Genomic DNA, 24502 nt, shown 5'->3' on the forward strand with positions numbered 1-24502 from the left:
AGGCGGTATACTGCTGAATTAGCCATAATGAACGCTCAGAGCCCGTCCAGGCTGGCTCTTAATCCCTTTTATCACCCGTAAAGGAGAGGTTGTGATGTCAACCCCGCGTCAAATTCTTGCTGCAATTTTCGATATGGATGGGTTACTGGTCGATTCTGAACCGCTTTGGGATCAAGCCGAACTGGATGTGATAGCAAGTTTAGGCGTTGATATCTCCCGCCGCCATGAACTTCCCGATACACTTGGCTTACGCATCGACATGGTGGTTGATTTGTGGTTTGCACAGCAACCGTGGAACGGTCCCTCACGTCAGGAAGTAACCGAGCGCATCATTACCCGGGCAATTGCGTTAGTTGAAGAAACAAAACCACTGCTGCCGGGCGTGCGTGAGGCCGTGGCATTGTGTAAATCTCAGGGGTTGAAAGTAGGACTGGCATCCGCCTCGCCGCTGCATATGCTGGAAAAAGTGCTAACCATGTTTGATCTGCGCAGCAGCTTCGATGCACTGGCTTCTGCGGAAAAACTGCCCTACAGCAAACCGCACCCGCAGGTTTATCTCGATTGCGCGGCGAAACTGGGCATTGACCCTATAAACTGCGTAGCACTGGAAGACTCGGTGAACGGCATGATTGCTTCGAAAGCCGCCCGTATGCGTTCCATCGTAGTACCTGCGCATGAAAATCAGGACGATCCTCGCTTCGTTCTTGCCGACGTCAAACTGGCCTCGCTCACCGAACTCACTGCCGCTCACCTGCGCGGCTAATCCTGCGACGGGCAATGATCGCATTGCCCGCCTGCCGGACGCTGGGGCACGCCTGATGATCTGAAAGGCCCGGTCGTGTTCCTCGCAAGTGCTGCCTCGGACTATATACATGGCTATACGCTGGTCGTGGATGGCGGTTGTCTGGCGCGGTAAAGGCGCACTTGTGACAAAGGGTTACAACGTCACCTCTTCCGCCTACTGTATAAAACCCCTATACTGTATGAATCGACAGTTTATTGGGTTTTATCATGACGGCGGAAGGTCACCTTCTTTTTTCTATTGCCTGTGCGGTATTTGCCAAGAATGCCGAGCTAACGCCCGTTCTTGCGCAGGGTGACTGGTGGCATATTGTTCCTTCAGCCATTTTGACGTGCTTACTGCCGGATATCGATCATCCCAAATCCCTGCTGGGGCAGCGTCTGAAGTGGGTATCAAAGCCCATTGCCCGGGCATTTGGTCATCGCGGGTTTACGCATAGCCTGCTGGCGGTTTTTGCCCTGCTGGCCACGTTTTACCTGAAAGTCCCTGATACCTGGATAATTCCAGCGGATGCCTTACAAGGTATGGTTCTCGGTTATCTCAGCCACATTCTGGCCGACATGTTGACCCCGGCGGGCGTCCCCCTGCTTTGGCCCTGCCGCTGGCGTTTTCGTCTGCCTATCCTCGTGCCGCAAAAAGGCAACCAACTGGAGCGGTTTCTGTGCATGGCGCTGTTCGCGTGGGCAATCTGGATGCCGCAGACCGTACAAGAGAACAGTGCGGTGCGCTGGTCATCACAGATGATAAATACGCTGCAAATGCAGTTTAATCGTTTTATAACGCACCAGGTTGACTAATAAATCAGCCAAAAAGTTATTTTTGGTATAAACAATTCCATTTGAATATAAGAGGCAAGTCACAGTTCTGCTAATCTTGCGCCAACAGAATCACCGTCACACGGTGATACGCATAATAAGATCAGGAGAACGGGGATGAACTATCCATTAATCGCGAACATTATCGTGTTCGTAGTGCTGCTGTTCGTGCTGGCGCAAGCCCGTCACAAGCAGTGGAGTCTGGCAAAAAAAGTACTGGTCGGTCTGGTCATGGGTGTGGTGTTTGGCCTCGCCCTGCACACCATTTATGGTTCCGACAGCCAGGTTCTTAAAGATTCCGTACAGTGGTTCAACATTGTCGGCAACGGTTACGTCCAACTGCTGCAGATGATTGTCATGCCGCTGGTGTTTGCGTCTATTCTCAGCGCCGTTGCGCGTCTGCACAACGCCTCTCAGTTAGGTAAAATCAGCTTCCTGACCATCGGTACGCTGCTGTTTACTACGCTGATTGCCGCGCTGGTAGGGGTTCTGGTGACCAACCTGTTCGGCCTGACCGCGGAAGGTCTGGTGCAAGGTGGGGCCGAAACCGCTCGTCTGAACGCGATTGAAACCAACTATGTTGGCAAAGTAGCTGACCTCAGCGTTCCACAACTGGTGTTGTCGTTTATCCCGAAAAACCCGTTTGCCGATCTGACCGGAGCTAACCCGACGTCAATTATCAGCGTGGTTATCTTCGCTGCATTCCTCGGTGTTGCCGCACTAAAGCTGCTGAAAGATGATGCGCCGAAAGGCGAGCGTGTGCTGGTTGCTATCGATACCCTGCAAAGCTGGGTGATGAAGCTGGTTCGTTTGGTGATGCAGTTGACACCATACGGTGTTCTGGCGCTGATGACCAAAGTGGTTGCAGGCTCCAACCTGCAGGACATCATCAAGCTGGGTAGCTTCGTCGTGGCCTCTTATCTCGGTCTGGGCATTATGTTCGTGGTACACGGGATCCTGTTGGGTGTTAACGGCGTTAGCCCGCTGAAATACTTCCGCAAGGTGTGGCCGGTGCTGACTTTCGCCTTCACCAGCCGTTCCAGCGCAGCCTCAATTCCGCTGAACGTTGAAGCGCAAACCCGTCGTCTGGGCGTGCCTGAATCCATCGCCTCTTTTGCCGCATCCTTTGGCGCCACCATTGGCCAGAACGGTTGTGCAGGGCTGTACCCGGCAATGCTGGCAGTAATGGTCGCCCCGACCGTCGGGATCAACCCGCTGGACCCGATGTGGATTGCGACGCTGGTCGGTATCGTCACCGTCAGTTCCGCAGGGGTTGCGGGTGTGGGTGGCGGTGCAACGTTTGCCGCGCTGATCGTCCTGCCAGCTATGGGTCTGCCGGTCACGCTGGTTGCGCTGCTGATTTCCGTTGAGCCGCTGATCGATATGGGTCGTACCGCGCTGAACGTGAGCGGTTCTATGACAGCCGGTACGCTGACCAGCCAATGGCTGAAACAGACCGATAAAACAATTCTGGACAGCGACGATAACGCCGAACTGGCGCATCGCTAAGTCTGTTAGATCTGAAAAACAAAAAAAACCGCCGGAGTGTCATGCTCCGGCGGTTTTTTTATATCCATTAATCGCTCAGTTCATTTTCCTGACGAACCTGATTAGCCCAGCGTTGCGCTGATTCCGGGACCGTAAATGCAGGCGAACGCTGAAACGCCTCCCCTATTAAGACAAAAGCGACATATTTTCCGCGCAGTATCCATACGTCACGAAACGCATCCATTTTAACTGCATGCTCTGGTGGGGCTGGCTCCACGCGAGGAACATAGCTAATTACCGGACGATTTTGTTGGCGAAGAGGTTTCATAATCAGTTGCTTCACTAAAGACTAATTCTAAAAATCAGAAAACGGCTATCTTAGCCGATTTTGCCTCCTGACGTCCTGCCTTGCGTGCGCTGTTTGCCTGGTTCATCGCGCTTTACGCCCTCGGTCAGTTCCTGCACCACTGAGCAAGTGGTCTATAGTTAAAGCTTTTGACGGCAACAACGACCTTTAAGCGATGAAAACAGGAGACGAGTTTAATGTCACAGAATGATAAGCACCCACTCCATCACTCAGCGCCGGTTCATGATGCCAGCGAATCCCAGCCAGGGCTTGACTCACTGGCGCCAGCAGACGGTTCACATCGGCCAACACCTGAACCCACGCCACCAGGCATGCAGCCCACCACGTCCGGCAGCTTAAAAGCGCCTGACACCAGAAGTGACAAACTCAACGCGCTGGATAGTTTTCGTAAAGGCAGCGAAGATTTTGCTCTGACAACCAATCAGGGAGTGCGCATCGCAGACGATCAGAACTCTCTGCGCGCAGGAAACCGTGGGCCAACTCTGCTGGAAGACTTTATCCTGCGGGAAAAAATCACCCATTTTGATCACGAACGCATCCCGGAGCGGATCGTACATGCCCGAGGTTCGGCCGCTCATGGTTACTTTCAGCCCTATGCCAGTCTCAGCGCGACGACGAAAGCGGACTTTCTGAGTGATGAAAATAAAATCACCCCAGTTTTTGTCCGTTTCTCTACGGTTCAGGGCGGCGCAGGCTCAGCGGATACGGTCAGAGATATTCGAGGATTTGCGACCAAATTTTATACTGAAGAGGGCATTTTCGATCTGGTGGGAAACAACACACCAGTCTTCTTCATTCAGGATGCCCATAAATTCCCGGATTTCGTTCATGCGGTAAAACCGGAACCGCATTGGGCTATCCCACAGGGTCAAAGCGCCCACGATACCTTTTGGGATTATGTCTCGTTACAGCCAGAAACGTTGCACAACGTTATATGGGCGATGTCCGACCGGGGTATTCCACGCAGCTATCGCACGATGGAAGGCTTTGGCATTCACACGTTCCGGTTGATAAATGCGCAAGGGAAAGCCACCTTTGTCCGTTTTCACTGGAAACCGCTGGCGGGCAAAGCTTCGCTGGTATGGGATGAAGCGCAAAAACTTACCGGTCGTGATCCCGATTTTCATCGCCGCGATCTGTGGGAAGCTATCGAAGCAGGCGATTATCCGGAATACGAACTGGGGCTGCAGCTCATTCCTGAAGAAGACGAATTCAAGTTCGATTTTGACCTGCTCGACCCGACCAAGCTGATCCCGGAAGAGCTGGTTCCGGTGCAACGCGTCGGTAAAATGGTGCTGAATCGTAATCCGGATAATTTCTTCGCCGAAAATGAACAAGTCGCTTTTCATCCCGGACACATCGTCCCTGGTATCGATTTTACCAACGATCCCTTGCTGCAAGGCCGCTTGTTTTCGTATACCGATACCCAAATCAGCCGCCTGGGCGGGCCCAACTTCCATGAAATACCGATTAATCGCCCGACCTGCCCGTACCATAATTTCCAGCGTGACGGCATGCATCGTATGGACATCGATACCAACCCTGCCAACTATGAACCTAATTCCATCAATGATAACTGGCCGCGTGAAACACCGCCGGGGCCAAAACGCGGTGGATTTGAATCGTATCAGGAACGGATTGAAGGAAACAAAATCCGCGAACGTAGCCCCTCTTTTGGCGAATACTATGCGCACCCTCGCCTGTTCTGGTTAAGTCAGACGCCAATTGAACAGCAGCATATTATCGGCGGATTCAGCTTCGAACTCAGCAAAGTTACGCGCCCCTATATTCGGGAAAGAGTGGTCGAACAGTTAGCCCATATTGATACAGCCCTCGCCGAGGCGGTTGCCGATAATCTCGGTTTTGAGCTAACCGAGGAACAGGCCAAAATCGCCCCACCGGCTAACGTCAATGGTTTGAAAAGTGCGCCGTCACTCAGTTTATATGCGGGTGCGCAAGGTGAGATTAAGGGCCGCGTGGTCGCCATTCTACTTAATGACCAGGTGAAATCGGGCGACCTGCTTGCCATCATGCAAGCCTTACAGGCCAAAGGCGTTCACGCCAAACTGCTCTATTCCCGAATGGGTAATGTGGTTGCCGATGATGGTTCCGTCCTGACAATCGCCGGTACCTTTGCGGGTTCACCATCGCTGACCGTCGATGCGGTTATCGTTCCGTGTGGCAATATCGCAGATATCGCTATGAACGGTGATGCCCGATATTACTTACTCGAAGCGTATAAGCACTTAAAACCTATCGCACTGGCTGGCGATGCGCGTCAGTTTAAAGCAACGTTGGATATCAAAACTGAAGGAGAAGAAGGCGTGGTGGAGGCAGACAGTGCAGACGCACAGTTTATGGATACCTTGCTGACGCTAATGACTGCGCACCGCGTCTGGTCACGCGCCGGAAAAATCGACACGATACCTGCCTAAAAAAATGCGGCGCATTATGCGCCGCAAACTCAGGAGTTAGACGTTCAGAAAACTGCCAAGACGATAACCGCGCTCCGCAATAGCATATTTCAGTGACGGAGACGTCAGCACGTCGAGCTCAGTTAAGCGGGGGTAACAGTAGGCACTTTGACGAATAATGTCATCGATAAAGGCCGGATGACACATCACTTCCAGCGAGGACTCTCCCCGGTCTGCTGACGCGTCAAGCGTTTGCAAAAACAGGGCTTCAGAAATCGCTTCGCCATAAAACTCGCTGCTGAATCCCTGGGAAGTCCGTAACGTCTGCGGAAAGTCAGACGCCTGGAATACCGTCTGACGATCGATCCGTAACGCAATCCCCCGTTGGGCAGCAAACCCGGCAACGATAGGGAAAATCTGCGGGAACATATGCACATGGTGATGGCTATCCAGATGCGTTGGCTCCTGCCCGAACAGGTCAATAAAACGCTGATACTGCGCGGCCAGTTCCTGAGAAATTTCATCCAACGGCAAGGTGTCTTCTTCAGCCATCTGCCAGATCCATTTTCCCAGTAACCCGTCACGAGTAAGGCCTGGCATTGCCGTCAACGGCCTGCCCAGCGTCAGAACAAAATGCATCCCAACGGCAAGTTCAGGAATATCGCGACTCAGCTGTACCGCATGGTCAATGGCTGCGCCATTAACCAGTGCGGTTGTCGAGGTGACCACGCCATTGCGACAGGCTTCAACAATGCCGTAGTTTTGTCCTTTACTCAGGCCAAAATCATCCGCATTTACAATCAGTACGCGTTCCATAGCCGACCTCAGTTAGTGTTGTTCGCTTTTGAGTTTCTCGATACACCCGGCGAAGTTTGGCAGCCATTTTTCATGCGCCAGAATCAGCTCACGCGCCAGAATCTCGGCATCGCTGTCAGAATGCACCAGCGGACTCAGGTTCAACGCCAGCAGCACATCATTCAGCTCACCGCTCAGTGCCGCATTGCTCGCCGCGACTTCAAAGCCTTTAATGGTATAGATAAGGCCGAGCACTTTCTCATCAAAATGGGTAATACGTGGGTGCGGCGTGGCGCCGTTGCGTCCCAGTGTACAGGTCATCTCAACCGCCCAGTCCGCCGGGATATTGTCAACATGCCCATGGTGCGGAACGTTGACATAGTGCTCGGTCTGTTTGTCGTTGTAGATGGCGTTGATCACTTCACAGGCCGCATCGGAGTAATAGGCTCCACCGCGCTGTTCCAGCTCTTTCGGTTTCACGTTCAAATCCGGGTTTTTGTAGAGATCAAACAGTTGTTTCTCCACTTTCTGTACCACCTGAGCGCGAGCGCCGCCCTTATAGTATTCACCCATTTCAATCGCCAGCATCTCTTTTGGCTTGAAGTAGTAAAGCAAATATGAGCACGGCAGCAGCTTCAGCGAGCGAATCAACCCTTCACTGAACGGCAGATCGAAGATGTTCTTCACGGTGGAGGCTTTCAGTTGACCTGAAGCCACGCCATCCAACAGTTCATCAAAGCGTGATTTACCATTCACCAGTACGTCTTTAATAAAGACCATATGGTTCAGACCAAACAGATCGATGGATAAGTCATCGCTCTCTTTCAGCGCCAGCACATCGCTAATGAACATTTTCATGCCGACAGGAATATTACATACACCGATGAATTTCTTAAAATTCGTATGGCGATAGACCGCTTCCGTCACCATCCCGGCCGGGTTAGTAAAGTTAATCACCCACGCATTCGGGCACAGTTCTTCCACATCTTTGACAATATCAAAGATAACCGGAATAGTACGCAGACCTTTGAACAGCCCACCAGCGCCGTTGGTTTCCTGCCCCAGATACCCGTGACTCAGCGGAATGCGTTCATCCTTTTCGCGGGCTTTCAGTTGCCCTACGCGCAGCTGGGTAGTAACGAAATCAGCATCTTTCAGCGCTTCACGGCGGTCCAGCGTTTTAAACAACTTCATCGGCACGCCAGCTTTATCGATCATGCGCTGGCAAAGGTCAAAAATAATGTCCAGCTTCTCTTTTCCATCGTCGACATCAACCAGCCACAATTCAGAAACCGGTAATTCATGATAGCGCTTAATAAAGCCTTCAAGTAACTCAGGGGTGTAGCTGCTCCCGCCACCGATAGTGACGACTTTTAATTTCTGGCTCATACTTTCTCCCTTCAGTGTCAAAACACTGACGTGTATTATGCTCAACCCGTTTGTCAGATATAGCGTGGCTGTCCCGACGCTATTTTGGGCAAGCTATAAAAAATGGGTTATTGGCAAATAATATCTACTGATTAAATTCAGTTAATTTCTTACGATAGCTATTAGGTGTAAATGACGTCAGCTTTTTAAACGTTTTAATAAACAGACTTGGACTACTGTAGCCAGATTCGTAAGCAATATCCGTTACAGAATAGTTAGTCATTTCCAGCTGTTTTTTAGCAAAGTTAATGCGGATTTCATTAATGATCTGCATCGGTGTTTTGCTGTAATAACGCTGGGTTGCGCGGGTCAGATACTCCTGGGATTTCGCGGACAGGTGTACCATGTTTTCCAGCGCATTCTCGCTAAACTGCCGTTTGTCATGCATGGTCTCCACGGTGGTTTTAAGCCACTGCGGAATATCATCCAACACCTGCTCTTCGCGATGATGGCGCAACCGGTTAATAATATAGAAGGTGACCACTTCTACAAATTCATCCAGTCCACTCTCGCGAAAGTTCAATGATGCAATAACCGTTTCAATGTAAGTGAGAAACGAATTATTCGCCCGATAGACCTGCGATGCAACGAAACAAAATGGCAGCAGCGGGTGGTAGTGCTGTTCAAAAAAGCGTTTACTGATACCGACGTTCAGGATCCTTGTCGCCCCAAAATCATAAAAACTCTGGTGGTGCGATCCCAATGGAATAAAAACAAAGTCCCCGCGTTCGAGCAATACGCGTTTACCGTTGATTTCCTGATAATAGCGCCCGGTTAAAACCAGGGTAAATTCGTAGTAGTCATGCTGATGCAGCCCGCTGATGCTCTCAGTTTTGTTATAGATGAACACATGGAAATTTTTGCCATTAAACAGCTGCTGTTCATAGACGGTTTTGATTTCCGGTGCGTTAATCTGTAGCTGCATTATGCACTCCTCGCTATTTCAGCTTTTCGTGAAGCTCAATCAGTTCAGTCACCAGCTCACGCGCCAGCATTGATGTCATCAGGTGGTCCTGAGCATGAACCAGCACCAGGCTAACTTTCATTTTACCTTCGCCCTGATCGCCTTCAATCAGTTTCGTTTGCACGAGGTGCGCTTCATTCAGCGCCAGACGGGACTGGTCCATCATAGCCTTAGCTGACTCGAAATCGCCTTGCTTGGCCATTTTGAGCGCGCCGTACGCCAGGCTACGCGCCTGACCGGAGTTGATGATCAGACCCATCACCACTTCTTCAAGTTCTTCTGCTTCTGACTGCGTGTCGACGATGTTTTCGATATCCAACATACTTTTTTCCTCTGGTTCAGTCCGGCATGACCGTGAAGCCATGCCGGATTAAATTTAGAATTTCAATGCGTTAGCGATATCTTCTTCGCTTTCTTCTTGATCAATAACGTTCTGCGCTTTGTTGGCTACCACCACGAACGGCAGGTAAACCAGCGTGGCGATACCAAGGTTGAACAGCGCGACCAGCAGAGCAGCGACGCTACCGTTGGTGTTAAAGAACGCGCCCAAACCGGTTGGCATGGTCCACGGTGCGATGTTGGTAATCGGTGGAATAATGCCGGAGTAATAAGCTGCCAGCGTAATCGCCGCCAGAATCGGTTGCACCAGAATGAACGGGATAAACATCACCGGGTTCATGATGATCGGCAGACCGAACAGGATAGGTTCGTTAATCTGGAACAGGCCTGACGGCAGTGCCAGTTTAGCAACCTGACGATAATCCGGACGACGCGATGCCAGGAAGATAGCGATAATCAGACCCAGCGTAGCCCCGCTACCCCCGAGGAAAATATAGGAGTCGAGCATCGGTTTCGCCCAGACGTGGAAGGTCTTTCCGGCTTCCAGCGCGGCGTCTACGGAACCAAACTGTTGGTAAATGGAGATGTTTTCCAGCGCCCATGGCGTCATGATACCGCTGTCCAGCGCGGTCAGCGCCAGTGAACCGTGAATACCGAAGAACCACAGCAGCGGAACAAAAATCACGTAGGCCCAACCCACCACGCTACCCAGCGATGCCAGCGGAGTTGAAATGGAATCCATGATGATCTGGTGGAAGTTCGTACCCCAGGTGTTCAATGCCCAGGCGATGATCCCCATAATGGAGAGGATAAGGAAGCCAGGAATCAGCGCAGAGAAAGAGCGCGACACGGATGTCGGTACGCTATCGGGTAATTTAATTACCCAATTGCGACGGACCACAAAGGTGAACATTTCCGCGACCGCGAGGCCGATAATAATACCGGAAATAATATTGGCACCGCCGAGCCAGTTCGCGCCAACGGCATAGGCTTCACCCACGCTATATGGCGTTACGGTCATAAACGCGGCGACGGATAACAGCCCGGCAGCCAGAGAGTCGACTTTGCGTTCTTCTGCCAGCGCCATACCGATAAAGAACGGCGCCATCAATGACATGATACCCAGCGTACCGTTATAGACGTTTCCACCAATGCCTTTCAAACTATTCAGCGTTTCAATAGTTGAAGCATCAAGTCGAATGCCCATTGAATAAAAAAACGACCCCTCCCCAAAGCTCAGGAAAACGTTATTGATTAATACAAACATGGCCCCTGCGAGGGTTAACGGCATTAAACGAATAAAACCGTTTTTGATTGCATTAACGTGTGGCTGCTTTCCAATTTTTACAGCAAAAGGAAGGAGTACCTTTTCAAGTGAAGCAATAGCGTTACTCATAGAAAAATACCCTTAAATACCGCAATTAATAATTACGGTGAATGTTAATGAAATAACTCTTTGACGGGAAAATTAAAATAAAATAATTAATTTGCTGCGGCTTTTTTAATTGCTGCAACCGCAGCCTTAAGCACGCCTAAACCATCGACTTTGCCATACAGCAGCGAGTCAATCACTTCCACAGGCTTGTTGGGTAACAAACGCTGAATTTCGGGCAACATATAAGCAATTTGTGGACCTAATAATACAACATCGGCCACTGGACCTTTTTCTCCGGCCAGCGTTTCAGGAAACGCTTCAATAATAACCGGTACTTCGTATTTTTCGGCCTGAGCACGCATCTTCGAAACCAACAATGAAGTCGACATGCCCGCAGAACAAAACAGATAAATGTGTTTCTTTTCCATTAAAACGATCCTCATGTGCGATTATCTGTCACCAGACACTCCGCAAGCCCTAACCTGCATCCATGCTCTGGGTAACTTGCGTCAGCTAAATTACTTTTTTAGGTGGCTGAAATGAGTATACGGGATTGCACCGGCGGATGGTATTTCCTTGACCAACTAAATTGTCTCTCCTTGACCTGGCGTTATGACCACCCTCACACTTCAGGTAAATAATTCGCGTCAATAATTAAGATCGTGTGACATAAAAAAACCGGCGCAGTGGCCGGTTTTCCCGAGTGCTCAGGCAATAATCAGTTGTTACTTCTTCGCTGCCTGCGGGTCAGTGTCGTACTCTGCGCAGGTCTGGTAGCCAGAGTTAATCACGTGTCCGGTGTCATCTAAAGCAACAAAATAGGTCTCAGCTTTACCATCTCGTTGACCCAGGATGTAGGTCTGACACGTCCCACGCGCATGGATCATACTGACTTCGGAAGACGGTTTACCGGCAATCTGCGCTACCTGCGCCCGGCTCATCCCTTTCTTCACATCTTTCACCACGGGCTGAACAAATTGGTCTTTCGTACGATCGTAGGCCGTACACCCTGCCAGCATAGTCAAAACAGCCGCTGCGCTCAGAATTCCTGTTAGATTCTTGTTCATATTCCGTCCTCTTGTATTTCAGCGTGTTATATAAGCCTGGAGCACAACAACGCATTTTTCAAGCAATCAGAGGATACTTAGGTGGTTTCGGAAAATTCTATTAAAACAAAATGATGCTATATCAGGCTCGCATCCCTTGTCGTTTGGGCCTCAACGCGTTAGCTTTAACACATCATTTTTTGATCATTTTTTTTTCGGAGGGGGTTAAATGACTCTGCAGCAAGAGATAATCCAGGCGCTTGGCGCAAAACCGCACATCGATGCAGAAGAAGAAATTCGCCGCAGCGTGGATTTCCTGAAATCGTATCTGCAGACCTACCCCTTTCTGAAATCGTTGGTGTTGGGAATTAGCGGCGGACAGGACTCAACGCTCGCGGGAAAACTGTGCCAGATGGCGATCACCGAGCTGCGAAAAGAAACGGGTAATGACGCACTGCAGTTTATTGCCGTACGCCTACCGTATGGCGTTCAGGCCGATGAGCAGGACTGCCAGGATGCCATCGCCTTTATTCAACCGGACCGCGTACTGACCGTCAATATTAAGGGCGCGGTGCTGGCCAGCGAGCAGGCCCTGCGTGAAGCGGGTATTGAACTGAGCGATTTTGTGCGTGGCAATGAAAAAGCCCGTGAACGTATGAAGGCACAATACAGTATCGCCGGCATGACCAGCGGCGTTGTCGTGGGTACCGATCATGCTGCAGAAGCCATCACCGGATTTTTCACTAAGTACGGCGATGGCGGTACCGACATTAACCCACTATTTCGTCTGAACAAGCGCCAGGGCAAACAACTGCTCGCCGCGCTGGGGTGCCCGGAGCACTTATATAAGAAAGCACCAACTGCCGACCTCGAGGACGATCGCCCTTCTCTGCCGGATGAAGCCGCACTCGGCGTCACTTACGACAACATCGACGACTATCTGGAAGGAAAAACGCTGGATCCCGACGTCGCGAAAAAAATTGAAGGCTGGTACGTGAAAACTGAGCATAAACGTCGCACCCCGATCACCGTGTTTGATGATTTCTGGAAAAAAGCGTAATCCTTTTCCCTTCAAAATGCCGGGTGGCGCCAGGATTGGCACTATCTGGCATTAGCCTGCTGAATCTCATGCCGCTTTTTTAATCGTCCTCAAACTGCTACACTGGATGAATAACCAGCATCTGGAGTCAACAGTGGTACAGCGTCAATCAGCCCCTCGTCTGACATTTGAGGCAGCGGCAATCTATGAATATCCCGAGCACCTGCGCCCGTTTTTGAGTGCGCTTCCCACCGCGCCAGGCGTCTATCTGTTTCACAGTGATAGCGACACCATGCCGCTTTATATTGGTAAAAGCGTCAATATTCGCAGCCGTGTGCTGGCGCATCTGCGTACCGCAGACGAAGCGAGTATGCTGCGTCAGGCCAGGCGCATTAGCTGGATTTGTACGGCCGGAGAAATTGGCGCCCTGCTGCTGGAAGCGCGGCTTATCAAAGAACAGCAGCCCCTGTTTAACAAACGGCTGCGACGCAATCGCCAGCTGTGTGCCTTGCAGCTTACCGACCGAACGGTTCAGGTGGTCTACGCACGAGATATTGATTTCTCCCACGCCCCCAATCTGTTTGGCCTGTTTGCCAACCGCCGCGCGGCGCTACAGACGCTGCAAAGCCTCGCCGATGAACAACAGCTGTGCTACGGCCTGTTGGGACTGGAACCCCTCAGCCAAGGGCGCGCCTGTTTTCGCTCCGCGCTTAAACGCTGCGCCGGAGCCTGCTGTGGGAAAGAAAGCCCTGAAGCGCATCATTTGCGTCTGGTAGAAGCCCTGGAAAGAGTGCGCGTAATCTGCTGGCCGTGGAGCAATGCCATTGCGCTGCAGGAAACCCGCGCTGAAATGACGCAGTACCATATCATCAATAACTGGCTGTGGCTGGGAGCCGTTTCAACGCTGGATGAGGCAGCTACACTGGCGCGAATGCCGGCCGGCTTTGATCAAGATGGCTACAAAATTCTCTGCCGGCCTATTCTGTCTGGTCAATATGACATTATTGAACTGAGTCCGGAGAATGCCCCGGCATCCAGTTGATCTCGCTGAACAGCAGTTTCCCCTCGCGCTCCAGCAGTCGTAACGTGTGTTTACCGTCGTGCCAGCTTGCACCCTGATCGACGGTCAACAGCTTATCACCCAGTTGCCAGGCTCCGCTGATAACAAACACCACGCCGCCGCGCGAACCAAAGGTCGTAAAGGTGCGATCGGCAACTCTGACTTTTGCCTGGCAGACATCCCGTCGGGTCATGATATTAAAATCCATCGACATCTGCCCTTCCGTCAGCTTCGCTTTTACCACCTTGTCACCGGCAAAGGTAAAAGGCTGATGCTGTTTCAGGGTATGCGTGAAGGTGTTCGGCTCTTCCAGCGTCACTTCTCCGCCTTCCAGCAGAGTAATCACGCGTTCTACGCCGGGAAAAAGAGAAAACTCTCCATTCGCTGCGATGGAGGCGATACTCGCCCGCCAGTGAAAATCTCGTGTTGCTGGCGGAAAACAGCAAATCTCACGCGTTTCTCCCGCACCATTTCGCCACAGATTGACCGGCATTTTGCGGATATCAAAGTATTCCATCATCCCTCCAGAAAGGCGCAGCACGGCAGCCCACCATAAACAGGCAGCCATAAATCATCATTGTTATGTTCACCCTGCAGATTATTGTTATCGGCAGCAGAGTTGATTTGCCTTAGCGATGAACCCGGTGTTTTGCAAAAAAGAACAACGCGCCCTCCAGGTGGAATTTTCGCGGGCTTCAGGAGAATAACGTGGCACAAGCGCAGTGCAAGAGGCAGCAAAGAAAAAACCGCCGATCCTGCCCACCTCGTTAAACGTGTTGTGGACAAGAGCGGCGGTCTTGAGTTTGATTTCACACTGTGCGGCAATCAGCACACACAGCGTGAATGATATAGTGTAGACGCTGAACGATTACTCAGCAGCTTGCGGCATTTTACCCTTCTGCGCGGCACGTTCTGTCAGACGCTTCTCAAAATTGGCATTAAACTGCTTTTTCTGTTCCGGGGTCAGAATGTTGTAAATCTTGTTCTGGGTTTCCATATGCGCCAGCATGTTGGCTTTGCGCTGTTCTTCCATCTTCGCAATCTGCGCTTCCGCTTTCGCTTTATCAAAGCTATCGCTGGCGATGATGTCGTGCATTGCGCGGCGCTCTTCCAGCGGCGGACGTTTCATCTGATCACGCTGACCTTTCATGATCTCGCGAATCTGCTGTTTCTGCGCATCGGTCAGGTTCAGGTCTTTAAACATCATGTCGTGATGCGGGGCAAACTTACCGTTGTGGTGCATCATTGGTTTGGCATCAGCTGGCGCAGCTGTTGTCGTGTCAGCGGCGTGGGCCAGGTTAGCAGCGCCCAGCGCCAGGGTAGAGGCAACAAACAGAGCAGTCAGTTTACGCATAATTTCTATCCTTTCTTTCAGTTATTTTGACGACACTCATGCGACTCTTATGCAATGTGATGTCGTGTTGACGAGATTAACTTTACCGGCTTAAGCGTCAATTAATCAGAGCAACGGTAAAACAATGAAAGTGTAAAAAACAAACTTTCATCAATTATGGAGAAAAAAAGAATAAATTGCGCAGAGTTGCAATAAAAAATTACAACAGAATGATTTTGAAGGGATTATGAAGAACTATACCTCATCCCTGATTATTAAGAAAGCAATTCACCAGGAATAATCCGTAATAAATAAAAACAGCACGCAAAAATAAGCCCTTAGGGATAAACAAAAAGGGCATATATATTTGTCACAATTTTTCGAGCATCAATCCGGCACGTAAACCACAGGCCACGTTTGGATTTGGAAAAAGAACGTATTCAACATCATGGGTGACGGTAAAACGTTCATCACCGTCCTGCGCCAGCAAGGTGCCCTCTGTAAAAGGGGTAAAGTTGAGCGTCTGGTTATCCATGTGAAGAATGAAATCGTCGCTACGCCGCGTGATTTGCGACACCACGCGGTAACGTAGCGGAGATGTTTCTCCCGGTGACATTCGCTCGCCCTGCAGCAGCTTCGCCAGCGCATCTGCCGTCTGCGCAAACTGAGTCAGATCGTTTTGTCCAAACGGCAGCGCTTTACCCAGTTCCAGCGTGCAGGCCAGCGCGCCAAAATGTTCAGCGCTAAAATGGGTGAACGTGCCGCCAGGTGTCTGATGGAAAACCAGCGCCTCCAGCCCAGCCTCTCCCAGCCATCCCAAAAAATCTTCGTCCCAGGCAACGTTGCGTTGTGGCAACACGCCAAAGCGCAGATGCTGCGAGCCGCGAATCGCGGTGTGCAGATCCAGATGCCAGCGTACTGGCTCTTTCGCCCGCGAATAAAAATCCTCCAGACACAGCTCAAGCTGATGAGCTCGGTGCGTTTCTTCACTCGCGGCAAAAATCTGCCAACGGCCGCCAAACATACGGTTCAGGTCGCTATGACAATAACGTTGTCCCGCCGCCAGCGCCTGCGGGTTCCCCAGAATCACCAGCAGCCGCCATGTCAGCGTCAGTTCACCGCTAAACAGCCTGGAGAGAATTGAATCAAGTATCTCTACCGGGGCCGTTTCATTGCCGTGGATCCCCGCAGACAGCACCAGCGAATATTCCGCCGGAGTGTCCGGCGTCAGCTCCAGAATTCCGTGACCAATCCACTGCCAGGAAAAGCCGCGAGCTGTGCCCTCGGTTGTCTCGGGGGTTATCCCTGCCAGCGTCTGGGCCAGAAAATTATCCATGGCTGGTCCTCTCCTGCTGGAAGGGATACACAGAGCCGAGGTTGAGCAATTGCGTCAACGTATCCAGCGCTTCACGCCCCTCACGTAACAGCTGCGGGTCGGCAAGGTCGGCGGCGGTAAGACGATCGCGATAGTAACGGTCGACCCAATTATTCAGCGTGTTAAACAGATTATCGTTCATGATAACCGCCGGATTTACGGCCTGCAGCTCCTGTGGCGTAAGCACCACTCTCAGGCGCAGACATGCCGGACCGCCGCCATTGGACATACTTTCACGCAGATCGAATACCTGCAGGTCATCGATCGGATTGTCTTCCTCGAGCAGATGGTTCAAATACCGCCACACGCCCGCATGCTCCCGACACTCCTGCGGCAGGACCAGCATCATCGAACCGTCATCACGGCTCAGTAACTGGCTGTTAAACAGATAGGTAGTCACCGCATCCTGCACCGACACTTCCGCAGCCGGGACTTCCAGCGGGGTAAAACCTGCCACCTGACTGCGTAACTGCTCGAACAACGCCTGCTGTCTGGCAAACGCCAACTGATGACAAAACAGTACCTGGCGATTCGACACCGCAATCACATCGTTATGAAACACGCCAAGATCGATAACGTCCGGGTTTTGTTGGGCAAAAATGCGCTGATGCGGGTTAACCTGATTCAGTCGGGCGACCGCCTCGCTGGCCTCACGGGATTGCCTCGCCGGATAGCGCTGCGGATGGGACGCATTCCCTTCTTCACGACCGTAAACAAACAGCTGTACGCCAGGGTCGCCGTAATCCCCGCCGAGGCGGTTATGGTTTGCCGCACCTTCATCACCGAATAGCGCAACCTGGGGTAACGCACCGTGGACCGTAAAACTATTCTCATCACGGAAAATCGCCCGTAGCAACGCTTCGGTGGTCGGCGCTTCCAGCGAACGGTGAAACTTATTATTCAGATTCGCCACCGTCAGATGCACTTTCCCGTCCAGCGCATCGGCTGAAGGGCAGACCGTTGCCGCATTCGCCACCCACATAGACGATGCGGAGCTGGCGCTGGAGAGCCAGTGAGGCGCCTGACGCGCCACGTTCTCCAGTATCTGTTCGTCGCGGCCGGTAAAGCCCAACTGACGCAGCACCGGAATATACGGCCGCTCATGAGGCGGGATCACCGCCTGGGGAAATCCCGCATCCGCCAGCGCTTTCATCTTTAGCAGACCCTGCTTCGCCGCCAGACGCGGGTTCGATACCTGAAAACGATGTTTGGTTGAGGCCTCATTACCAAATGACAGCCCCGCATAGTGGTGGGTCAGCCCCACCAGACCATCAAAATTTACCTCACGGGCTTTCATAGCTTATCCTCGCGAGAAAAATCCAGGCCGGGGCTAAGCGTCGTTGGCAGCGTTAAGGCCGGTGATTCCAGACTTGCCATCGGCCAGGCGCAATAATCTGCGGCATACCACGCGCTGGCGCGATGGTTCCCGGAAGCGCCAACGCCGCCAAACGGCGCTGTACTCGCCGCGCCGGTTAACGGCTTATTCCAGTTGACGATCCCGGCCCGCGCCTCGAGCAGCAGTTGATCAAACTGGCTGCGATCGGGGGAAACCAACCCACACGACAATCCAAAGCGGGTGTTGTTCGCCATACGAATTGCGTCATCAAAGCTGTCATAACGCCAGACGCCAAGCAGCGGTCCAAAGACCTCTTCATCGGGTACGTTCGCCGCCCCGGTCAGTTCGATGATCCCTGGGGTGAGCAGTGACGTTCCGGCTTGCACCAGACGTGGCGCTAACAGCGTCCGGCCCCCTAACGACTCCAGACGCTGCCAGGCATCATAGACATGCCGCGCGGCCTGTTCGGAAATCAGCCCGCCAATAAATGGCTGCGGTTCTGCATCCCAGTTGCCGGGCATTAAACGCTCGCTGACGTCCACCAGGCGCGTCAGGAACGCATCCCCCTGCGCGCCTTTTTTAACTAACAGGCGACGGGCGCAGGTACAACGCTGTCCGGCGGTGACAAACGCGGATTGAATAGTCAGATGCACTGCGGCATCAATATCTTCCGGGTTCTCAATAATCAGCGGGTTGTTGCCCCCCATCTCCAGAGCAAGGATTTTTTCCGGCTGGCCGGATAGCTGTCGATGCAGTTGATAACCAGTATTGGCACTGCCGGTAAACAGCAGGCCATCGAGATCGTCCTGCCCGCTCAGCGCCTGCCCCGTATCGCGACCGCCCTGCACCAGGTTCAGCACACCCGGCGGCAATCCCGCCTGCTCCCAGAGCTTTGTCACGGCTTCACCGGACCACGGCGTCAGCTCGCTGGGTTTGAAAATCAATGTGTTGCCTGCCAGCAGTGCCGGAACAATATGACCATTGGGTAAATGGCCAGGGAAGTTATACGGGCCAAAAACCGCCAGCACGCCGTGCGGGCGATGGCGCAACGTCGCTGCGCCATCCGGTAATTCGCTGTGCTGCTCTCCGGTACGCGCATGCCAGGCTTTCACGGAGATGGCAATTTTATTGATCATCGCCGTCAGTTCTGTAGCGGCTTCCCAACGGGGTTTGCCGGTTTCCCGGGCAATAATCTGTGTGAGTTCGGCTTTATTGCTTTCCAGTAATGAAGCAAATTTTTCAACAATGGCCTGGCGTGCGCCAAAGGGCTGTTTAGCCCAACCGGCAAAGGCTGCGCGCGCGGCCCGGCACGCCTGCGCTACCTGGGCTGCATCGGCATCATTCCCCTGCCACAGCACATCACCGCTTACGGGATTGGTTTTCACCCGACGCTCGCCCAGCCCCGTCACCCAGTCGCCGTTTATCCATAATGTCATGCTGTTTTCTCCTCTGCACAAAGACGCACAAAACGTACATGGTCGCCCGCGTGACATTTCAGGGCGTCCAGTTGCGCCGCCGTCAGTACCAGACGCTGAGTATCCGGGTCGGCACGAACCAACATGACGCGGAAATTTTGATAATTTTCATTGGCAACCAGACAAGCAGGATAGTCGCCCGGCGCAGGCTGCCCTTCAGCCACCTCCACCAGCCTGCTTTTACGGATAGCCCGTACCCGGTCAATATCGCACTCCAGGGTCGGTCCGCCGTCGAAAATATCGACGTAGTTGCGGTAGCGAAATCCTTCTTTCTCCAGCACCGCCCGCGCAGGAGCCGTTTGCGGATGCACCTGACCAATCACGCTTTGCGCTTCGTCAGACAGGAAATGGGTATAAATCGGATGCTTAGGCATCAGTTCAGCAATAAAGGCTTTTTGCCCGGTGCCGCAGAGAAAATCCGCCCGGCTGAACTCCATTGAGAAAAAACGTTTGCCGAGGCTTTGCCAAAACGGAGAGTAGCCGTGTTCATCGATCACGCCGCGCATCTCGGCCACGACCTTCTCATTGAATCGATCACGAAAGGCCGCCATAAACATAAAGCGCGACTTCGACAACAAATAGCCGTTGCCTTCTTTACGCCAGTCCGGATCGAGAAACAGAGAACAAAGTTCGCTACTGCCCGTGTGATCGTTACTCAGAAACAGCGTCGGCAGCGCGTTATACACGTTCAGCTCTTTCGAGGCGTGCACCAGAGTACCGACCCGGTAGTTGTACCAGGGATCGTTAAGCCCCACCGCCACCTCAATGGCGCAAATCCCTGCCACGGTTCCGCTGGCGCTGTCTTCAAGCACAAACACATATCCCTGCTCACTTTTGGGCAACTCACCGCGCCAGGTTTGTAGCGAACGTTCGATACGCGCCATCAGCGTAGCTTCATTCGCCGGTAGCGAGGTCAACCCGCCGCCGGTCTTACTGGCAAGCTGCATCAGCGCGGTGATATCAGCGCGTTCAATGGGACGAATCACCATCATGATGAACCTCCTGCTTTAATGCGTTCGCAGGCCAGCGCAAAGCGATCCAGTCCGGTGGCGATTTCTTCTTCGCTGACGTTTAACGCTGGCGCAAACCGCACCACATTAGCGCCAGCAATCAGCACCATCACTCCGGCAACCGCCGCTTCTTGCGAGATGAGTTTTGCTTTCCCGGCAAATTCCGCGTTCAGCACACAGCCAATCAGCAGTCCGAGTCCACGAATTTCACTAAACAGTCCAAAACGTTCGTTAATGGCGTTAATACGCTCCACAAACCAGTCGTGTCGCTGTTTCACTCCGTTAAGCATTTCCGGCGTGTTAACAATTTCCAGCAGTTTTCCCGCCACCGCAGTGGCCAGCGGGTTTCCGCCATAGGTTGTACCGTGCGTACCGACCGTCATCACACTGGCGCAACGCTCTGTCGCCAGCAGTGCGCCGATGGGGAAACCACCGCCCAGCGCTTTTGCTGTCGTCAGCAGGTCCGGCGTAACGCCGTAGTGCATGTAGGCATACAGTTCGCCGGTACGGCCAACCCCGGTCTGAACTTCATCAAAAATCAACAGCGCATTATGGCGATCGCATAATTCACGCAGCCCCTGCAAAAAGGCGTTTGTTGCCGGCACTACGCCGCCTTCCCCCTGCACCGGCTCCACAATAACCGCACAGGTGTTGTCATCAATCAGTTGACCGGCAGAGTCGAGATCGTTATACACGGCATGGTGGATATCCGGCGGCAGCGGCGCGAAGTCCTGTGAATAGGCGGGCTGTCCTCCGGCGCTGACGGTAAACAGCGTGCGACCATGGAAAGCATTTTTAAACGCCACAATGCCGCTCTTCTGGCTACCAAAACGATCGTGGGCATATTTACGTGCCAGTTTTAATGCCGCTTCGTTAGCTTCTGCGCCAGAGTTACAGAAGAAAATACGCTCGGCAAAAGTGGCATCAATCAGCTTTTTCGCCAGGCGCAGCACCGGCTCGTTGGTGTAGCCATTTCCCGTATGCCAGAATTTGCTCGCCTGGTCGTTTAATGCCTCGCGCAATGCCGGATGTGCATGACCCAGCGCGTTAACCGCAATGCCTCCCGCGAAATCGATATACTCTTTACCCTGCTGATCCCACAGACGTGAACCTTCGCCACGCACCGGAATAAAAGGGGCCGGAGCGTATACGGGCATCATCCATTCATCAAAATTTTCACGCGTAATTGACAGAGACATAGCGACCTCAACGGTAAATAAAAGGTTATTTATATGTTAATAAATATAGTGTTTGCGGTGTAAATGTAGATTGCAGGCTTCGTGCCAGCCAGCGAAAAAAGTGCATAAACGGAGGGCGGTGACGGAATATCAACGAGTTACAACCTGACGATATTCACTGTATGTGCATATAAAGTGAATATGTTTGCGTACCAGATGACTAAACAGAGGAAAAAACGCAATTTTATTCAGTCGCCAAATATAATTCTGGAATTGTGATCGTATACGAAATTTATCGGAAATTATTGCTCTATTCCGACGCGCTACGCGCCAAAACGGTGCAGTTTTTGCTCCATCGTTAACACCATTAGCAATCATTGTTGGAATCAGGTGACAAGAAGCAGTCAGCCTGCAGAAATTCTGCTACCATCCTTGCACTATTCATCTTGCAAAGTGGCAGCGACTATGAAATTTGTCTCTTTTAATATCAACGGCCTGCGTGCCCGTCCCCATCAACTGGCAGCCATTGTCGAAAAACACCAACCGGATGTTATTGGCTTACAGGAGACAAAAGTCCACGACGATATGTTCCCTCTCGAAGAGGTAGCAAAGCTGGGTTATAACGTCTTTTATCACGGTCAGAAAGGCCATTACGGCGTAGCACTATTAATGAAAGAAACACCGATTGCGGTGCGTCGTGGCTTCCCGGGTGATGGCGAAGAAGCGCAGCGCCGTATCATCATGGCGGAAATTCCGTCGCCTCTGGGCAGCATCACGGTGATTAACGGCTATTTCCCGCAGGGCGAAAGCCGTGACCATGAAACCAAGTTCCCGGCCAAAGCCGCGTTTTATCAGAACCTACAAAACTACCTGGAGACTGAACTGAAGCGCGACAATCCGGTATTGATCATGGGCGATATGAATATCAGCCCAACCGACCTCGATATCGGTATTGGCGAAGAGAACCGTAAACGCTGGCTGCGTACCGGCAAATGTTCCTTCCTGCCAGAAGAGCGCGAGTGGATGGAGCGTCTGCTGGGCTGGGGCCTGGTAGATACCTACCGTCACGCCTGGCCTGAAAAGAACGACCAGTTCTCGTGGTTTGATTACCGCTCAAAAGGCTTTGACGATAACCGTGGCCTGCGTATTGATCTGCTGCTGGCGAGCAAACCGCTGGCGGAGCGCTGCGAAGAAACCGGCATCGACTATGAAATCCGCAGCATGGAAAAGCCGTCCGACCATGCGCCTGTATGGGCTAAATTCCGCGTCTGATCGTCTGCGTATTTTCACTCTCCGGGCCTGGCCTGGAGAGTCTGTTTATTCTGTGCAAAATCAATAAAGCCACGGTAATACATTGTTGCAGCCGGAAATTTATTATATCTTCGCGCGCACTTTTCGCTGACGAAAACGCCACATTGCACTCGGTTTTACAGGAGAACCCCCATGAAAAAGAAGTTCGCATAACGCAGAATACCGGCTGCTAATTGTTGCGGTATTGTTCTGCGTTCTGGCGGGAGTTTTCCATCATTACGGTCTGACCGATCTGATCACCAATTTCCATCATTTACAAGATGTCATCCGCCAAAGCGGCCTGTTCGGCTATACCCTTTATATCCTGCTGTTTATAGTTGCCGCGCTGTGTCTGATCCCTGGCAGCATTCTGGTGATCGTCGGCGGTGTGCTGTTTGGCCCGGTGACAGGGACGCTTATCTCGTTAGTGGCGGCAACCATGGCTTCGGCGCTGTCGTTTATGCTGGCTCGCTGGCTTGGCCGGGAATTACTGCTGAAATACGTTGGCCATACGGCAACGTTTCAGGCTATCGAAAAAGGCATTGCCCATAGTGGAGTAGACTTTCTGATCCTGACCCGGCTCGTGCCACTGTTCCCCTATAACATTCAAAACTATGCCTATGGGCTGACGGCCATTCCGTTCTGGTCATTTACCGTGATATCTGCGCTAACCACCTTGCCCGGCATCTTTATCTATACGCTGATGTCGCACGAACTGGCCAGCGAAGGGATTAGCTGGGCATTTATCGGTAAGCTCAGCGTTGCGGGGCTGGCGCTATTCGTCCTCGTTCAGGCCGCCAAAGCCTGGGCGCGACATAAACATGTCGATCCGGCGCCCGGTCACGAGTACGCGGGTAAATGATCAAGATGAATAAAGCGCGGCGGACACGCTATTACCGTATAAGCTTGCTTGCCCTGCTGCTGCTCGCCCTGATGGCGTGGGCGTGGATACCTGGCGTGAGTGATTTTCTTCACGCCAGCCTGGCGGCATTTACCACGATCGATCAGCATGCTCTTGAGAACTTCATTCGTTCTTACGGAACCCAGGCGGCGGTCGTGTCGTTCTTCCTGATGATCTTACAGGCCATCGTCGCACCGCTTCCCGCCTTTGTGATCACCTTTGCCAACGCCTCGCTGTTTGGCGCATTTTGGGGCGGCGTACTGTCCTGGAGCAGCGCGATGGCAGGCGCGGCGCTGTGCTTTTTTATTGCCCGCGTTTTAGGTCGCAGCGCGGTGGAAAAACTGACCGGAAAAACGGTGCTGAACAACATGGACTCTTTTTTCGAGCGCTATGGCAAGCACACAATTCTTGTCTGTCGCCTGTTACCTTTTGTGCCGTTCGACCCGGTAAGCTACGCAGCAGGCCTGACCTCGATTCGTTTTCGCCATTTCTTCATCGCCACCGGCATCGGTCAGTTACCGGCCACTATCGTCTATTCATGGGCTGGTAGCCTGTTAACCGGCGGCACATTTTGGTTTGTTACCGGCCTGTTCATCCTGTTCGCTCTGAGCGTGGTGATTGCCGTGGCCAGAAGCCTTTATCTTGAGCATCAACGGAAAAAGACCTGAGTCT

The 24502-nt window shown here is 52.3% G+C and carries 24 protein-coding genes and 1 pseudogene; 10 read left to right on the forward strand and 15 right to left on the reverse strand.

Annotation, left to right across the window (positions count from 1 at the left end; translation table 11 throughout):
• Nucleotides 1–94 precede the first annotated feature (94 nt).
• The 4 genes and pseudogenes from hxpB to tcyP all read left to right on the forward strand — a co-directional run bounded on the left by hxpB (nt 95) and on the right by tcyP (nt 3126).
• A complete protein-coding gene (gene hxpB, locus HV334_RS13870; protein WP_016156335.1) occupies nt 95–763 on the forward strand; it encodes a hexitol phosphatase HxpB in 669 nt (222 codons plus the stop codon).
• A gap of 16 nt (nt 764–779) precedes the next feature.
• Nucleotides 780–916, forward strand: a pseudogene (locus HV334_RS13875) (SDR family oxidoreductase); the annotation flags it as partial.
• 83 nt (nt 917–999) lie between these two features.
• The gene (locus tag HV334_RS13880; protein ID WP_087121839.1) at nt 1000–1599 is read left to right on the forward strand and encodes a metal-dependent hydrolase; all 600 of its coding nucleotides are present in this window, start codon (nt 1000–1002) and stop codon (nt 1597–1599) included.
• Between the two features lie 135 nt (nt 1600–1734).
• Complete coding sequence (tcyP, locus tag HV334_RS13885; RefSeq protein WP_019078417.1) at nt 1735–3126, forward strand: cystine/sulfocysteine:cation symporter; 1392 nt, start codon at nt 1735–1737, stop codon at nt 3124–3126.
• A gap of 67 nt (nt 3127–3193) precedes the next feature.
• On the opposite strand, the gene cedA is transcribed toward tcyP, so the two are convergent.
• On the reverse strand, nt 3194–3436 hold the full coding sequence (gene cedA, locus HV334_RS13890) for a cell division activator CedA (protein ID WP_029139771.1): 243 nt from the start codon (nt 3434–3436) through the stop codon (nt 3194–3196).
• A 212-nt stretch (nt 3437–3648) separates the two neighbouring features.
• Between cedA and katE the strand changes: the two genes are divergently transcribed.
• Nucleotides 3649–5907 (forward strand): catalase HPII, encoded by a 2259-nt coding sequence (gene katE, locus HV334_RS13895; protein WP_181220508.1) that lies wholly within the window; start codon nt 3649–3651, stop codon nt 5905–5907.
• Nucleotides 5908–5943: 36 nt separating this feature from the next.
• Here the strand turns inward: katE and chbG are convergent, their stop codons facing one another.
• The 7 genes from chbG to osmE form a co-directional block, all read right to left on the reverse strand.
• Nucleotides 5944–6702 (reverse strand): chitin disaccharide deacetylase, encoded by a 759-nt coding sequence (gene chbG / locus HV334_RS13900; RefSeq protein ID WP_181220509.1) that lies wholly within the window; start codon nt 6700–6702, stop codon nt 5944–5946.
• 12 nt (nt 6703–6714) lie between these two features.
• A complete protein-coding gene (locus tag HV334_RS13905) occupies nt 6715–8070 on the reverse strand; it encodes a 6-phospho-beta-glucosidase (RefSeq protein WP_016152854.1) in 1356 nt (451 codons plus the stop codon).
• 124 nt (nt 8071–8194) lie between these two features.
• Nucleotides 8195–9037 carry a transcriptional regulator ChbR gene (gene chbR / locus HV334_RS13910; RefSeq protein WP_085951046.1) on the reverse strand — a complete coding sequence of 281 codons (843 nt, stop codon included), beginning with the start codon at nt 9035–9037 and terminating at the stop codon, nt 8195–8197.
• A gap of 10 nt (nt 9038–9047) precedes the next feature.
• Nucleotides 9048–9395 carry a PTS N,N'-diacetylchitobiose transporter subunit IIA gene (gene chbA / locus HV334_RS13915; RefSeq protein ID WP_003030618.1) on the reverse strand — a complete coding sequence of 116 codons (348 nt, stop codon included), beginning with the start codon at nt 9393–9395 and terminating at the stop codon, nt 9048–9050.
• Nucleotides 9396–9449: 54 nt separating this feature from the next.
• Nucleotides 9450–10808 (reverse strand): PTS N,N'-diacetylchitobiose transporter subunit IIC, encoded by a 1359-nt coding sequence (gene chbC, locus HV334_RS13920; protein WP_003030619.1) that lies wholly within the window; start codon nt 10806–10808, stop codon nt 9450–9452.
• Between the two features lie 86 nt (nt 10809–10894).
• Entirely contained in the window at nt 10895–11215 is a 321-nt protein-coding gene (chbB, locus tag HV334_RS13925; protein WP_003832547.1) for a PTS N,N'-diacetylchitobiose transporter subunit IIB, read from the reverse strand.
• Between the two features lie 297 nt (nt 11216–11512).
• Nucleotides 11513–11854, reverse strand: a complete 342-nt coding sequence (gene osmE / locus HV334_RS13930; protein WP_003030621.1) for an osmotically-inducible lipoprotein OsmE — start codon at nt 11852–11854, stop codon at nt 11513–11515.
• A 208-nt stretch (nt 11855–12062) separates the two neighbouring features.
• Between osmE and nadE the strand changes: the two genes are divergently transcribed.
• Both nadE and cho read left to right on the forward strand, forming a co-directional pair.
• Nucleotides 12063–12893 (forward strand): ammonia-dependent NAD(+) synthetase, encoded by an 831-nt coding sequence (nadE, locus tag HV334_RS13935; RefSeq protein WP_103766219.1) that lies wholly within the window; start codon nt 12063–12065, stop codon nt 12891–12893.
• A gap of 133 nt (nt 12894–13026) precedes the next feature.
• On the forward strand, nt 13027–13914 hold the full coding sequence (cho, locus tag HV334_RS13940) for an excinuclease Cho (RefSeq protein WP_219916535.1): 888 nt from the start codon (nt 13027–13029) through the stop codon (nt 13912–13914).
• Here the strand turns inward: cho and ves are convergent.
• The 7 genes from ves to HV334_RS13975 all read right to left on the reverse strand — a co-directional run bounded on the left by ves (nt 13874) and on the right by HV334_RS13975 (nt 21660).
• A complete protein-coding gene (gene ves / locus HV334_RS13945; protein ID WP_016152850.1) occupies nt 13874–14449 on the reverse strand; it encodes an environmental stress-induced protein Ves in 576 nt (191 codons plus the stop codon). The genes cho and ves overlap by 41 nt on opposite strands.
• 351 nt (nt 14450–14800) lie before the next feature.
• A complete protein-coding gene (gene spy, locus HV334_RS13950; RefSeq protein ID WP_003030629.1) occupies nt 14801–15286 on the reverse strand; it encodes an ATP-independent periplasmic protein-refolding chaperone Spy in 486 nt (161 codons plus the stop codon).
• Between the two features lie 349 nt (nt 15287–15635).
• Entirely contained in the window at nt 15636–16601 is a 966-nt protein-coding gene (gene astE / locus HV334_RS13955; protein WP_181220511.1) for a succinylglutamate desuccinylase, read from the reverse strand.
• A complete protein-coding gene (gene astB, locus HV334_RS13960) occupies nt 16594–17937 on the reverse strand; it encodes an N-succinylarginine dihydrolase (RefSeq protein WP_181220512.1) in 1344 nt (447 codons plus the stop codon). The genes astE and astB overlap by 8 nt, the downstream gene beginning before the upstream one ends.
• A complete protein-coding gene (gene astD / locus HV334_RS13965) occupies nt 17934–19412 on the reverse strand; it encodes a succinylglutamate-semialdehyde dehydrogenase (protein WP_181220513.1) in 1479 nt (492 codons plus the stop codon). Before astD ends, astB begins: the two co-directional genes overlap by 4 nt.
• The gene (astA, locus tag HV334_RS13970; RefSeq protein ID WP_016152846.1) at nt 19409–20443 is read right to left on the reverse strand and encodes an arginine N-succinyltransferase; all 1035 of its coding nucleotides are present in this window, start codon (nt 20441–20443) and stop codon (nt 19409–19411) included. The genes astD and astA overlap by 4 nt, the downstream gene beginning before the upstream one ends.
• A complete protein-coding gene (locus tag HV334_RS13975; RefSeq protein ID WP_181220514.1) occupies nt 20440–21660 on the reverse strand; it encodes an aspartate aminotransferase family protein in 1221 nt (406 codons plus the stop codon). Before HV334_RS13975 ends, astA begins: the two co-directional genes overlap by 4 nt.
• A 444-nt stretch (nt 21661–22104) precedes the next feature.
• Here HV334_RS13975 and xthA point away from each other — a divergent pair, with 444 nt between their 5' ends.
• The 3 genes from xthA (at nt 22105) to HV334_RS13990 (ending at nt 24498) form a co-directional block, all read left to right on the forward strand.
• Complete coding sequence (xthA, locus tag HV334_RS13980; RefSeq protein WP_181220515.1) at nt 22105–22911, forward strand: exodeoxyribonuclease III; 807 nt, start codon at nt 22105–22107, stop codon at nt 22909–22911.
• 223 nt (nt 22912–23134) lie between these two features.
• A complete protein-coding gene (locus HV334_RS13985; protein WP_016156322.1) occupies nt 23135–23791 on the forward strand; it encodes a TVP38/TMEM64 family protein in 657 nt (218 codons plus the stop codon).
• Nucleotides 23788–24498: a TVP38/TMEM64 family protein gene (locus tag HV334_RS13990; RefSeq protein ID WP_181220516.1), complete on the forward strand. Its 711-nt coding sequence runs from the start codon at nt 23788–23790 to the stop codon at nt 24496–24498. The genes HV334_RS13985 and HV334_RS13990 overlap by 4 nt, the downstream gene beginning before the upstream one ends.
• Nucleotides 24499–24502: the final 4 nt, after the last annotated feature.

Source organism: Citrobacter sp. RHBSTW-00944 (assembly GCF_013615435.1).
GTDB lineage: Bacteria > Pseudomonadota > Gammaproteobacteria > Enterobacterales > Enterobacteriaceae > Citrobacter > Citrobacter braakii.

Excerpts from the sequence above, each read along its gene's own strand:
- chbC (WP_003030619.1), bottom strand. The coding sequence starts at position 10,808 with ATGAGTAACGCTATTGCTTCACTTGAAAAGGTACTCCTTCCTTTTGCT.
- astE (WP_181220511.1), bottom strand. The coding sequence starts at position 16,601 with ATGGATAATTTTCTGGCCCAGACGCTGGCAGGGATAACCCCCGAGACA.
- ves (WP_016152850.1), bottom strand. The coding sequence starts at position 14,449 with ATGGAATACTTTGATATCCGCAAAATGCCGGTCAATCTGTGGCGAAAT.
- xthA (WP_181220515.1), top strand. The coding sequence starts at position 22,105 with ATGAAATTTGTCTCTTTTAATATCAACGGCCTGCGTGCCCGTCCCCAT.
- katE (WP_181220508.1), top strand. The coding sequence starts at position 3,649 with ATGTCACAGAATGATAAGCACCCACTCCATCACTCAGCGCCGGTTCAT.
- astB (WP_181220512.1), bottom strand. The coding sequence starts at position 17,937 with ATGAAAGCCCGTGAGGTAAATTTTGATGGTCTGGTGGGGCTGACCCAC.
- osmE (WP_003030621.1), bottom strand. The coding sequence starts at position 11,854 with ATGAACAAGAATCTAACAGGAATTCTGAGCGCAGCGGCTGTTTTGACT.
- tcyP (WP_019078417.1), top strand. The coding sequence starts at position 1,735 with ATGAACTATCCATTAATCGCGAACATTATCGTGTTCGTAGTGCTGCTG.
- HV334_RS13990 (WP_181220516.1), top strand. The coding sequence starts at position 23,788 with ATGATCAAGATGAATAAAGCGCGGCGGACACGCTATTACCGTATAAGC.
- nadE (WP_103766219.1), top strand. The coding sequence starts at position 12,063 with ATGACTCTGCAGCAAGAGATAATCCAGGCGCTTGGCGCAAAACCGCAC.
- HV334_RS13975 (WP_181220514.1), bottom strand. The coding sequence starts at position 21,660 with ATGTCTCTGTCAATTACGCGTGAAAATTTTGATGAATGGATGATGCCC.
- chbA (WP_003030618.1), bottom strand. The coding sequence starts at position 9,395 with ATGTTGGATATCGAAAACATCGTCGACACGCAGTCAGAAGCAGAAGAA.
- chbG (WP_181220509.1), bottom strand. The coding sequence starts at position 6,702 with ATGGAACGCGTACTGATTGTAAATGCGGATGATTTTGGCCTGAGTAAA.
- astA (WP_016152846.1), bottom strand. The coding sequence starts at position 20,443 with ATGATGGTGATTCGTCCCATTGAACGCGCTGATATCACCGCGCTGATG.
- astD (WP_181220513.1), bottom strand. The coding sequence starts at position 19,412 with ATGACATTATGGATAAACGGCGACTGGGTGACGGGGCTGGGCGAGCGT.
- hxpB (WP_016156335.1), top strand. The coding sequence starts at position 95 with ATGTCAACCCCGCGTCAAATTCTTGCTGCAATTTTCGATATGGATGGG.
- HV334_RS13905 (WP_016152854.1), bottom strand. The coding sequence starts at position 8,070 with ATGAGCCAGAAATTAAAAGTCGTCACTATCGGTGGCGGGAGCAGCTAC.
- chbB (WP_003832547.1), bottom strand. The coding sequence starts at position 11,215 with ATGGAAAAGAAACACATTTATCTGTTTTGTTCTGCGGGCATGTCGACT.
- spy (WP_003030629.1), bottom strand. The coding sequence starts at position 15,286 with ATGCGTAAACTGACTGCTCTGTTTGTTGCCTCTACCCTGGCGCTGGGC.